Source organism: Mesorhizobium sp. M7A.F.Ca.CA.004.06.1.1 (assembly GCF_003999135.1).
Classification (GTDB): Bacteria; Pseudomonadota; Alphaproteobacteria; order Rhizobiales; family Rhizobiaceae; genus Mesorhizobium.
On record NZ_RZPQ01000108.1, the window covers coordinates 1 to 11,399 of the forward strand.

Annotated in this window: 10 protein-coding genes and 1 pseudogene; 8 read left to right on the plus strand and 3 right to left on the minus strand. The window is 63.5% G+C overall.

All coding sequences use genetic code 11. From position 1 onward, the window contains the following. Window positions 1-1,536: pseudogene (locus EN906_RS09590) on the minus strand (autotransporter outer membrane beta-barrel domain-containing protein); the annotation flags it as partial. A gap of 225 nt (window positions 1,537-1,761) precedes the next feature. Here EN906_RS09590 and EN906_RS09595 point away from each other — a divergent pair. Then, on the plus strand, window positions 1,762-3,084 hold the full coding sequence (locus EN906_RS09595; RefSeq protein ID WP_127270193.1) for a tetratricopeptide repeat protein: 1,323 nt from the start codon (window positions 1,762-1,764) through the stop codon (window positions 3,082-3,084). 82 nt (window positions 3,085-3,166) lie between these two features. Beyond that, window positions 3,167-4,618, plus strand: coding sequence for a xylulokinase (xylB, locus tag EN906_RS09600; RefSeq protein WP_127270191.1), 1,452 nt, complete (start codon window positions 3,167-3,169; stop codon window positions 4,616-4,618). 197 nt (window positions 4,619-4,815) lie between these two features. Here the strand turns inward: xylB and EN906_RS09610 are convergent, their stop codons facing one another. Further along, on the minus strand, window positions 4,816-5,178 hold the full coding sequence (locus EN906_RS09610; RefSeq protein WP_127269938.1) for a nuclear transport factor 2 family protein: 363 nt from the start codon (window positions 5,176-5,178) through the stop codon (window positions 4,816-4,818). A 111-nt stretch (window positions 5,179-5,289) separates the two neighbouring features. Here EN906_RS09610 and xylA point away from each other — a divergent pair, with 111 nt between their 5' ends. The 3 genes from xylA (at window position 5,290) to EN906_RS09625 (ending at window position 7,731) form a co-directional block, all read left to right on the plus strand. After that, complete coding sequence (gene xylA / locus EN906_RS09615; protein WP_127269940.1) at window positions 5,290-6,615, plus strand: xylose isomerase; 1,326 nt, start codon at window positions 5,290-5,292, stop codon at window positions 6,613-6,615. Window positions 6,616-6,867: 252 nt separating this feature from the next. Beyond that, window positions 6,868-7,344 carry an N-acetyltransferase gene (locus EN906_RS09620; RefSeq protein ID WP_127270188.1) on the plus strand — a complete coding sequence of 159 codons (477 nt, stop codon included), beginning with the start codon at window positions 6,868-6,870 and terminating at the stop codon, window positions 7,342-7,344. 177 nt (window positions 7,345-7,521) lie between these two features. Beyond that, window positions 7,522-7,731: a hypothetical protein gene (locus tag EN906_RS09625; protein WP_127270186.1), complete on the plus strand. Its 210-nt coding sequence runs from the start codon at window positions 7,522-7,524 to the stop codon at window positions 7,729-7,731. A 63-nt stretch (window positions 7,732-7,794) separates the two neighbouring features. Here EN906_RS09625 and EN906_RS09630 read toward each other — a convergent pair whose 3' ends face one another. After that, window positions 7,795-8,775, minus strand: coding sequence for a GlxA family transcriptional regulator (locus tag EN906_RS09630; protein ID WP_127270184.1), 981 nt, complete (start codon window positions 8,773-8,775; stop codon window positions 7,795-7,797). Between the two features lie 76 nt (window positions 8,776-8,851). Here EN906_RS09630 and EN906_RS09635 point away from each other — a divergent pair, with 76 nt between their 5' ends. From EN906_RS09635 to EN906_RS09645, 3 genes are all read left to right on the plus strand, one after another. Further along, a complete protein-coding gene (locus tag EN906_RS09635; RefSeq protein ID WP_127269383.1) occupies window positions 8,852-9,769 on the plus strand; it encodes a 3-keto-5-aminohexanoate cleavage protein in 918 nt (305 codons plus the stop codon). A 22-nt stretch (window positions 9,770-9,791) separates the two neighbouring features. Continuing rightward, window positions 9,792-10,421: an HD domain-containing protein gene (locus EN906_RS09640; protein WP_127375151.1), complete on the plus strand. Its 630-nt coding sequence runs from the start codon at window positions 9,792-9,794 to the stop codon at window positions 10,419-10,421. After that, on the plus strand, window positions 10,418-11,399 hold a 982-nt coding region (locus tag EN906_RS09645), incomplete at its 3' end, for a 3-hydroxyacyl-CoA dehydrogenase NAD-binding domain-containing protein (protein WP_127375152.1). The genes EN906_RS09640 and EN906_RS09645, both read left to right, overlap by 4 nt.

Sequence of the window (11,399 nt, forward strand, 5' to 3'; positions counted from 1 at the left end):
GTTCAGCGTCGAGCGCAGGTACCAGTTCTCCTCGCTGCCGGCGCTGACGCCGCCCTTGAACAGATAATATTCAAAGGCACCGGCGGCGACCGGGGCGTCGAGCGCGAATGTCGTGGCGCCCGAGGTGGCGCCGTTGATTGCCTGGACGACCATGATGCCGTCCTGCGTGGTCGCAGCCCCCGCGCCGCCGAGATTGACCACGGAGATCCCGGTCGAACCGGAAGCCGTTCCGCTCGACAGGACCAACTTGTCGGATGCGGAGGAATCGTCACCGAGCTCGGTCTGGATAAGCAGCAGGCCACCCAGGCCGACATAGTTGCCCGAAATCGTCAGGCTGTCGGTGGCACCGGTGCTGCCATTGGTCAGGTCGATGCGGCCGGCATTGGTGACCTGCGCCAGCTGGCCCGCCGTAAAGGCCTGGATCGCCGTGTTGAAGCCGCCGCCATAAAGCGTGCTCGCGGCATCGACACTGAGCGAACCTGTGCCGGTGCCGCTATCGCCGAGCACCAGATTGCTGTCCATCGTCAGCTCGGTGTCGTTGGTGGCGTCGATGCTCTCCCAGTTCTGGAGCCGGCTGACCCCATCCAGTTTGACGTTGTCCAGTGTCAGCGCGTCGGTACCGAGGCCGCCTGATATGGCATCCGTGGCACCGAGATTGGCGTTGGTGAGGTTGCTGAGCCTGGCGGTGTCGTTGTCGCCGCCGAGATCGACGGCGCCATAGATGATGCCGCCACCGTTCCAGACGAAATCGTCGGCGCCAAAACTCATCAGTATATCGCCACCGACCGTGCCCCCGGTGATCGTGACACTGTCATTGCCGCCGCTGACGCTGATGTTGCCGCCGATGGTGCCGCCCGACAGGATGATCGTGTCCTTGTCGAAGCCGGTGACGAGGTTGCGGTCGATGGTGCCGCCGGACATGTTGAAGTAATTCTGGTCGAGCTTCATGTTGACGCGGCCGATGCGGCCACCGGTCATCACGGCGCGGTCGCCATCGTCGAAGAAATCGACGATGCGTCCGCCGGTCATGGTGAAGGTGTCGAGGCCGTCGCCCTGGTTGAGCGAGCCGATCTGGCCGCCGCTCATGTTGAAGTCGTCGATGCCGGCGCCCTGCTGGACATTGCCGGCGACGGTCCCCGCGCCAATGGTGAAAAAATCCGTGCCGCCACCCTGATCGACGGTGCCGGTGATGGTGCCGGACTGCATGTCGATGCGGTCCGTGCCGACGCCAAAGCTGACATTGCCTGATATCTGCCCGGTGCCGCCGGCAGGAAAATTGAGCGTGTTGTCGCCATCGGCATCGGTGAGGCTGCCGCCAGAGTCGCCGCTATCGCAGGTGTAGACGGTGTTTCCAGCGGATGGACCCAGCACGCATGCGGCAAACGCGGCGGAGTTGGGCAGCAACGCAAAAGCTGTAGTTGAGAAGATGCTAATAAGCCACGGGTGTAGCGGCTGCGGCTTTCGCCGGAGCGAAGCAACTGCCACCTGAGCATCCCCCGAACGACTGTTCGGAGGCGAGTTCTTCATATGCCGCATCGCGTCCCCCCTCGATTCGCGATTCCAGCCCCCGCCAGCCGCCGTAATGAAGACACAATTCATTCGATTTTACAAAGCCTAATCTGCCCCGCATGGTTGCTAAACTGCAAAGACTACTGAAATGATCTGGCGTAGCGCGCGGTTGGCGTGTCCGTGGCCCATGCTTTAGGATCGGTTTGGGCCGAAGGATCGAGGCCCTGTCACGAATCGATGAAAGGACATCGCATGGCAACCAGGGACGTATTCGGCCTGGCGCTTTCGGGCGCGACGGCGGCGGGATCCACCCCCTACAGCCAGGCGGTGCGTGAACTGCAGTGCTTCATCGGCGACCCCGTAGCCTCCGTCGACCGCGCCATCGCGGAAGATCCCGGCTTCGTCATGGCGCATGTCTTCAAGGGCTATCTGTTCGGCCTCGCCACCGAGCGGGAGGCGACAGCGGTGGCCAAGGCTTGCCATGAGGCGTCACTGCCGCTTGCCGCGACCACGCGCGAGCGGGCGCATGTCACAGCCCTGGGTCATCTCGCCAACGGACGCTGGCATCAAGCCAGCCGCATTCTCGAGGACATCACCATCGAGACCCCGCGCGACGGGCTGGCGCTGCAGGTCGGCCACCAGATCGATTTCTTCACCGGCAATGCACGCATGCTGCGCGACCGCATCGCACGCGCCCTGCCGTCCTGGCAAAGCGGCATGCCCGGCTACCACGCCATGCTCGGCATGCACGCCTTCGGGCTGGAGGAAATGGGTGACTATGTGAGGGCCGAGCAGCTTGGCCGCGCGGCGGTCGACATCGAGCCGCGCGACGGCTGGGCGCAGCATGCCGTCGCCCATGTTATGGAGATGCAGAGCCGGCAAAGGGATGGCATCGCCTGGATGCAGGCCAACCCGGAAGCGTGGACAAGGGAGAGTTTCCTGCAGGTCCACAATTGGTGGCACCTGGCGCTGTTCCACTATGATCTCGGCGAGACCGACGCGGTGCTGGCCCTCTATGACGGCCCCATTTACAGCGTGCAATCGACGATGGCGCTCAACATGGTCGATGCCTCGGCAGTCCTGTGGCGGCTCGCCCTCGGCGGCGTCGATGTCGGCGACCGCTGGGCGGCGCTCGCCGCCAATTGGCATAAGGCCGGCGCCGGCAATTATGCCTTCAACGATGCCCACGCGATGATGGCCTTTGTCGGTGCAGGGTTAGATGCGCCGGCCCTCGCTTTGCTTGAGGCTCAGCGCGAGGCCATGCGTGGCAGCGACGACAATGCGGCTTTCACGCGGGATGTCGGCCATCCGCTGACGCTCGCCGTCAAGGCATTCGGTGAGGGCAATTACGCCGAGACCGTGCGCCTGATCCGGCCGATCCGATCGATCTCCCATCGCTTCGGCGGCAGCCACGCCCAGCGGGATGTTATCGACCTGACGCTGATCGAGGCAGCGTTGCGCGCCGGTGACGGTGCGCTGGCCAGGGCGCTCACGGCCGAGCGTTCGATGGCGCGGCCCGACAGTCCGCTGTCAGCGCTGTTTGTGCGACGCGCCGCCGATTTGTCGGAGAATTGACCCGAAGCGGATCTTGTTTTAAAAACTGGCCAAGTCAGATTTTTTCGAGACCCGAAAAAATTAACTGGCGTGGGAGGAAGACATGTATCTGGGCCTCGATCTCGGAACGTCGGGCGTCAAGGCGCTGCTGATCGATGCCGGGCAAACCGTCATCGGTTCCGGCCATGGTTCGCTTGATGTTTCACGGCCGCATCCCGGCTGGTCGGAACAGAATCCCGAGCACTGGATCCGGGCCTGCGAAGACGCAATTGCCGAGCTCAAATCCTCCCATCCGGATGAACTCGCGGCAGTCAAGGGCATTGGCCTGTCCGGGCAGATGCATGGCGCCACGCTGCTCGACGCCGCCGACAAGGTGCTGCGTCCCTGCATCCTGTGGAACGACACGCGCAGCCATGCCGAGGCGGCTGCGCTCGATGCCGATCCGCGCTTCCGCGCTCTGACCGGCAACATCGTCTTTCCCGGTTTCACCGCGCCGAAACTTGCCTGGGTGAAAAACAACGAACCCGCTCTCTTCGCCAAGGTCGCAAAAGTGCTGCTGCCCAAGGATTTCCTGCGGCTCTGGCTTTCGGGCGAACACATTTCGGAGATGTCGGATTCTGCCGGTACCTCCTGGCTCGATGTCGGCAACCGGCGCTGGAGTACGGACCTGCTCGCAGCGACGTCGCTCGACGAGGAGCAGATGCCGTCGCTGGTCGAGGGTACGCACAAGGCAGGCGCACTGCGCAGTGAATTGGCCTCGAAATGGGGCGTCCAGGCCATTCCAATCGCCGGCGGCGCCGGCGACAATGCGGCCTCGGCCTGCGGCATGGGCACGGTCGGCGCCGGCCACGCTTTCGTCTCGCTCGGCACATCGGGCGTGCTGTTTGCCGCCAACGCTTCCTACCTGCCCAACCCGGCTAGCGCGGTTCACACCTTCTGCCACGCCCTGCCGAACACCTGGCACCAGATGGGGGTCATCCTGTCGGCGACGGATTCGCTCAACTGGCTGTCCGAAATCACCGGGAAGAGCGCCGGCGAATTGACCACTGAGCTCGGCGACACATTGAAGGCGCCGAGCGGCGTGTCCTTCCTGCCTTATCTCTCGGGCGAGCGCACACCCTACAATGATGCCGCCATTCGCGGCGCGTTCACCGGGCTGGCGCATGAATCGAGCCGTCCCGTGCTGACCCAGGCCGTGCTGGAGGGTGTAGCCTTTGCCTTCCGCGACAGCCTCGAAGCCCTGGCCACGGCCGGCACGAGTTTGACGCGGGTGACGGCGATCGGCGGCGGCTCGCGCTCGCACTACTGGTTGAAGGCGATTGCCACCGCGCTTCAACTGCCTGTCGACATTCCCGCCGACGGCGATTTCGGCGCCGCCTTTGGCGCCGCGCGGCTCGGCCTGATCGCGGCGACGGGTGCCGATCCGCTTGAAATCTGTACGGCACCGAGGACGGATGCGACGATCGAACCGGACGCGGCGCTTGGCGGCGTCTATGCCGATGCCTATCAGCGCTACCGGGAGCTGTACCCGGCGATCAGGGCTGTAACCGCGTGATTCAGTGCGAGGCGCCCCCCTCTGCCCTGCCGGGCATCTCCCCCTCTAGGGGGGAGATCGGCAGCGTTGACGGCTTTACTCGTCTTGCAAGGTTGATAATTAGCGATGGCGGGAAAGACAGCCAATCTCCCCCCTTGAGGGGGAGATGGCCGGCAGGCCAGAGGGGGGCGCTTCGCACCCGCCTCGCCCAGAAGTCCTCACTGCGCAGGCACCTTGTCGAGAAAGCCGGTGACGCTCTTCAGGCGGCCGTTCTCAATGATTCCGATGTCGGTACCTTCGATCACCGATGGCGTCCCCTCAGGCCCGAGATTCCACGAGAAGCGGATCTTGTCGGCAAAACCGTCCGGCGTGCCCTTCAGCGAGAACCGGAAGCCGGCAAAGCGCTGCTGCACGCCGTCGATCAGAGCCGCGACGCCTTCATGGCCGTCGCCCTGCATGAGCGGATCACGATAGCTGACGTCTTCCGTGAAGGTCGCCTTGAGCAATTCGGTCCGGCGGACGGCATCGCTTTCGTTCCAGGCGGTGATGTAGTTTTCAGCGATCTTGGTGAGGTCGGTCATGGTCTGTCTCCTTCATTGACGGTTTTGACATGACCCTTTTCAACCGGCGCTGGCCTGAAACCAATTACGCCTGAGGTAATGGCGGCAGAACTTTGTGAGAGGACAGAAATCATGAGCAGCGGATTTTTCGGCGACATCAAGAAAATCAAATATGAAGGGCCGGATTCGACCAATCCGCTGGCCTATAGGTTCTACAATCCCGACGAGCTCGTCGCCGGCAAACGGCTGGAAGACCATCTGCGCTTCGCCGTCGCCTACTGGCACTCCTTTGCCTGGCCGGGCGGCGATCCGTTCGGCGGCCAGACCTTCGACCGGCCGTGGTTCCCCAAGGCAGGTGGCACCGACACGATGGAACTGGCAAAGCTGAAAGCGGACGTCGCCTTCGAGATGTTCTCGCTGCTCGGCGCGCCCTATTTCTGCTTCCACGACGCCGATGTGCGGCCGGAAGGCAAGGATTTTTCCGAAAGTGCCGCGCGCCTCGACGAGATCGCCGATTACTTCGCGGGGAAGATGAAGCAGACCGGCGTCAAGCTGCTTTGGGGCACCGCCAATCTGTTCTCCAATCGCCGCTTCATGTCGGGGGCGGCCACCAATCCCGATCCGGATGTCTTTGCCTACGCGGCGGCGACGGTAAAAAGCTGCATCGACGTCACCAAGCGGCTGAAGGGCGAAAACTACGTGCTGTGGGGCGGGCGCGAAGGCTATGAGACGCTGCTCAACACCGACCTCGCGCGCGAGCAGGAACAGGCCGGCCGGTTCCTCAGCATGGTCGTCGACTACAAGCACAAAATCGGCTTCAAGGGCGCGATCCTGATCGAGCCGAAGCCGCAGGAGCCGACCAAGCATCAGTACGATTACGATGTCGCCACGGTCTACGGCTTCCTCAAGCGCTTCGGGCTGGAGAAGGAGGTCAAGGTCAATATCGAGCAGGGCCACGCCATCCTGGCCGGCCATTCCTTCGAGCACGAACTGGCTCTGGCCAATGCGCTCGGCATTTTCGGTTCGATCGATATGAACCGCAACGACTATCAGTCGGGATGGGACACCGACCAGTTCCCCAACAACGTGCCGGAAATGGCGCTGGCCTACTACCAGGTCCTGCAGGCCGGCGGCTTCAAGACCGGCGGCACCAATTTCGACGCCAAGCTGCGCCGCCAGTCGCTCGATCCGCAGGACCTGCTGATCGGCCATATCGGCGGCATGGACTCTTGCGCACGTGGCCTGAAAGCCGCGGCCCGCATGGTCGAGGACAAGGCGCTATCGGCGCCGCTGGCCGAACGTTATGCCGGCTGGAACACGGCCGAGGGCAAGGCGATGCTCGCCGGCAAGCGCACGCTTGAGGATATCGCCGAGCGTGTCGTCAAGAAGAGGATCGAGCCGCAGCCGAGGTCCGGCCGCCAGGAACTGCTGGAAAATATCGTCAACCGCTACGTGTAAGGCGCGCGCCGCTCCATCTCTGGACCGACATCCGGCACCACTGGCTGAAAGCCGCCGCCATCGCTATCTGCTAGTCAGCCCACTTCGCGAGAGGCTGCCGAGGATCGCACAGATCTTCGGCAGCCAGCGTGAGATCAAGATGCCACGCGTGTCGCCGAAAGAGAGCCCGTGCGGCAGCCTTTATTTTTATGCATGTCGTCATCCCAAAACCGCTGGCACTTTTGGGCGACATGCATTGGCGGGAGACGGAAAATGGCAGAGGATCGAATCATCGTGCGCCCGGCGCAGGCGAGCGATATTCCGGCGTTGAAGCAGGTGCTGCAGGAAACGTTCGAAGGCACATGGCTGCCGAACATCACCGAAGCAGCGGCGCGGCGCTATGTCGAGACGGATATTGGCGGGCGCTATGTCGACCGGAGCTGGCCTGAGTTCGCCGTTGCCGAGATCGATGGCGAGGTCGCCGGCCTGATCCATTGGCGCGCCGATTTCATCGAGGCCCTGCACGTCATGGCATCCCGTCAAGGCCAAGGTGTCGGCCGCCAGCTGCTCTCCCATGCCGAACAGGCAATCGGCACCGCCGGGTTGGCGCAGGCGCGGCTGGAAACCGACACGTTCAACCTGCCGGCACAAGCCCTCTACAAGGCGGTCGGCTATGTCGAGAAAAACCGCTATCCAGACGACGAATGGGACAGTGGCTTCACCACGGTGCTGTTCGAAAAGCGGCTGTAGATCTCTCCTTGATCTGACCTGCCGGGACGCAGGAACAGCTTTGCGCATGGCCCGGTCCCGCGACACGGTTTTGCCCTTCGACGCCCTTCAATGACCTCGCTCTTGCCTTCAAACTGCCGTCACGTTTCTCATATAAGAGTGGCTCGTGGCGGGAGAGGAAGAAGGAGGCGAACCGATATGCAGAACGAACGTGAAATCGACGCCCTGCTCTCACCTGGCGAGGCCGGATCGATCATCGACCGGCTGATGGCGATGCCGCATCCGAAGGATGGTACGCGCCGCTCAAACGAATGGGACCGCGCCGTTGCCAGCCGTTTCGAGACCCATCTTGCCAGACAGATGCGCTCGCAGATCGACGGCGGCAGTGACCGTCAGAACGCTGCCTGAGCTTTCCGACTTTGTGCATGTCGTTGTCCCAAAATCGCTACACACTTTTGGGCGGCATGCACATCAACCCCTCCGCAATCTGACCGGCGCTTCGCCGAAAGCCCTTGAAAATGCCCTCGAAAATGCCGCGGCGGACGAGAACCCGGTCCGCCCGGCAATATCGGCCATGGCAACCCTCGTATCGACCACCAGCCGGCGCGCGGCGCCGAGGCGCAGCCTGAGGTAATAGGCGCCCGGCGTCTCGCCGATCGATTTGCGAAAGATGCTTTCCAGCGTCCGTGCCGTCACGCCGGCGCGCTTGGCCACTGCTTCGATGGTCAGCGGCTGGTCGACATGCGATTCCATCAGCCGGATGGCTTGCGCAAGGCGCGGGTCATAGCCGTCGAGCCGGCCGAGCGAGACCAGCGGCTGTGCGTCGGTGGCGGCGCGAGCCTGGTCGTAGATGAAGACGCTGGCGACATCGAGCGCCACCGCCATACCGAGCCGCGTGCGGATGAGATGCAGCATCAGGTCGAAGGTCGGTGACGCGCCGCCCGAGGTGAACACTGGCCCGTCGATGACATAGCGGTCCGGGCGGACATCGACGCCAGGGAAGGCCGAGGAAAAATCCTCCATGTCCTCCCAGTGGGTGGTGGCGCTGCGCCCTTCCAGCAGGCCGGCGCGTGCCACCAGCCAGGTGCCGGCCTCGACACCGCCGCAAGCACGCGCCGTGCGTGCGGCCCGGCGCAGGCCCGACAACAGAGCCGAGGTTGCATAGTTCTGGGTGCCGAAGCCGGCGACAACGACAAGAACGTCGGTCGGCTCAGCCGCATCGAAGCGGCCGCCGACCGCCACCGGCAGGCCGCATGTGGTGACCGGAGCCTCGCCGGTCACCGAGACCAGCCGAAAATCGAACAGGGTCTCGCCGGAGATGCGGTTGGCGGCGCGCAGTGGATCGACGGCGGATGCCACGCACATGATCGACGAGCCGGAAAACACCAGCAGCGTCACCTTGAGCGGCAGACGCTCGGCACGAAAGATCGTCGGTTTTTCGCTTTTCGTCATGGAAGCTTCGTAAAACGCAAAACAGTTTCCGGCAAGTCGGGCATTGTTGTGGACTGTTCTTTCGGAGGAGAGTTCTATGCCGCTTGCGATGAACCGTGAGGTCTTCATTACCTGTGCCGTGACCGGGTCCGGCGGGTCGCAGGACCGCAGCCCTCATGTGCCGCGCTCGCCAAAGCAGATCGCCGATTCGGCCATCGACGCGGCCAAGGCTGGCGCCGCAATCGTGCACTGCCACGTCCGCGATCCCGAGACCGGCAAGCCCAGGCGCGATGTGCATCTCTACCGCGAAGTGACCGAGCGCATCCGCGAGGCCAATGTCGACGTCGTGCTGAACCTGACCGCCGGCATGGGCGGCGACATGGTGTTCGGATCGCCGGAAGCGCCGTTGCCGCTCAACGAAAAAGGCACCGACATGGGCGGCGCCACCAACCGCATGGAACATGTGCGCCAATGCCTGCCGGAAATCTGCACGCTCGACTGCGGCACCATGAATTTCGCCGAGGCCGACTATGTCATGACCAACACGCCAGGCATGCTGCGCGCCATGGGCGGCATGATGACGGCGCTTGGCGTCAAGCCGGAGATCGAGGCCTTCGACACTGGCCATTTGTGGTTCGCCAAGCAGCTGGTCGAGGAAAAGGTGCTCAACCCCGATGCGCTGGTGCAGCTCTGCATGGGCGTGCCGTGGGGGGCGCCGGACGACCTCAACACCTTCATGGCCATGGTCAACAATGTGCCGTCGACCTGGAACTGGTCGGCCTTTGCCATCGGCCGCAACCAGATGGCCTATGCTGCTGCGGCGGTGCTGGCCGGCGGCAATGTCCGCGTCGGGCTGGAAGACAATCTATGGCTCGACAAGGGCGTACTGGCGACCAATGCGCAGTTGGTCGAGCGCGCCGCCAGCATCGTCACCAATCTCGGCGCCAGGATTCTTGGGCCGGAAGAGGTACGGCAGAAGCTCAACCTCACCAAGCGGGCGCCGATCGCGGCATGAATTATTCGTCGGGAGGGTCGGCATGACTACCGTAAAATTCACCGCAATGAAGGATGGCGACCGGGACGACTACGAGTTCCTGACCGCGCATGAGATCGACTACGCGGCCAGGACCGGCGAGCGGCTGCTCGACGCGCTGGTGCAGCTCGACGCGGGCCTATCGGGCTACAAGATCACCCGGCTCGGCCATTCGCTGCAGGCGGCGACGCGTGCCTGGCGCGACGGCGCCGACACCGACTGGATCGCCTGCGCGCTACTGCACGACATCGGCGACATCTATGCGCCTTACAATCACGATGAATATGCCGCTTCGATCCTCAAACCCTTCGTGCGCGAACAATGCACTTGGGTGGTGGAGAAACATGGCGACTTCCAGCGGCTCTACTATGCCCATCACCTCGGCGGTAACCGCCATGCGCGCGACCGCTTTGCCGGCCACGCCTATTTCGACGATTGCGACCAGTTTTGCGAACGCTGGGACCAGTCCAGCTTCGACCCCGATTATGACACGCTGCCGATCGAATTCTTCCGGCCCTTCGTCCTCGAAGTCTTCGCCCGCAAGGCATACGACCCGTCCGTGATCCGCGCCGGCGAACGCGCGCCGCTCATAGATCCCACAACCGCCATGACCAGAACCGGAGCTTCCGCATGAGCATCATCAACAAGGCAGCCGCCATCGGTGGCGGCGTCATCGGCGCCGGCTGGGTGGCGCGGCTGCTGCTCAACGGCATCGACGTGTCGATCTTCGATCCCGATCCCGAGGCGTCGCGCAAGGTCGGCGAAGTGATGAAGGGCGCGCGCCGCGCCTACAAGCAGATGGTACCCGGCGGTTTGCCGAAAGAGGGCAAGCTGACCTTTGCCAAGACCATCGCCGAGGCAGTGGCCGATGCCGATTTCATTCAGGAAAGCGTGCCGGAACGGCTCGACCTCAAGCACCGGGTGCTCGCCGAGATCGATACCCACGCGCCGGCCAATGCGATTGTCGGTTCCTCGACCTCCGGCATCAAGCCAACCGACATGCAGGTGGCGATGAAGAAGCATCCGGAGCGGCTGGTCGTCGGCCATCCGTTCAACCCGGTCTATCTCCTGCCGCTGGTCGAGATCGTGGGCGGCGAGCAGACCTTTCCCGAGGCGATCGAGGTCGCCAAGGAGATGTATGCCTCGATCGGCATGAAGCCGGTCGTCATCCGCAAGGAGATCGAGGCCTTCGTCGGCGACCGCCTGCTCGAAGCGGCATGGCGCGAGGCGCTGTGGCTGATCAAGGACGGCATCTGCACGGTCGAGGAACTCGACGACATCATGCGCTATGGCTTCGGCCTGCGCTGGGCGCAGATGGGCATGTTCCAGGTCTATCGCGTCGCCGGTGGCGAGGCCGGCATGCGCCACTTCATGGCGCAGTTCGGGCCCTGCCTGAAATGGCCATGGACCAAGCTGATGGATGTGCCGGAGTTCAACGACGAACTGGTCGACCTGATCGCCACGCAGTCGGACGACCAGGCGCATGGGCTGTCGATCCGCGAGCTGGAAAAAATCCGCGACGACAATCTGGTCGCCATCATGGATGCGCTGTCGAAGCAGAACAAAGGCAAGGGCTGGGGCGCCGGCGCCCTGCACAAGGACTATACCAGGC

Excerpts from the sequence above, each read along its gene's own strand:
- EN906_RS09625 (WP_127270186.1), top strand. The coding sequence starts at position 7,522 with ATGCAGAACGAACGTGAAATCGACGCCCTGCTCTCACCTGGCGAGGCC.
- EN906_RS09640 (WP_127375151.1), top strand. The coding sequence starts at position 9,792 with ATGACTACCGTAAAATTCACCGCAATGAAGGATGGCGACCGGGACGAC.
- xylB (WP_127270191.1), top strand. The coding sequence starts at position 3,167 with ATGTATCTGGGCCTCGATCTCGGAACGTCGGGCGTCAAGGCGCTGCTG.
- EN906_RS09620 (WP_127270188.1), top strand. The coding sequence starts at position 6,868 with ATGGCAGAGGATCGAATCATCGTGCGCCCGGCGCAGGCGAGCGATATT.
- EN906_RS09610 (WP_127269938.1), bottom strand. The coding sequence starts at position 5,178 with ATGACCGACCTCACCAAGATCGCTGAAAACTACATCACCGCCTGGAAC.
- EN906_RS09630 (WP_127270184.1), bottom strand. The coding sequence starts at position 8,775 with ATGACGAAAAGCGAAAAACCGACGATCTTTCGTGCCGAGCGTCTGCCG.
- EN906_RS09635 (WP_127269383.1), top strand. The coding sequence starts at position 8,852 with ATGCCGCTTGCGATGAACCGTGAGGTCTTCATTACCTGTGCCGTGACC.
- xylA (WP_127269940.1), top strand. The coding sequence starts at position 5,290 with ATGAGCAGCGGATTTTTCGGCGACATCAAGAAAATCAAATATGAAGGG.
- EN906_RS09595 (WP_127270193.1), top strand. The coding sequence starts at position 1,762 with ATGGCAACCAGGGACGTATTCGGCCTGGCGCTTTCGGGCGCGACGGCG.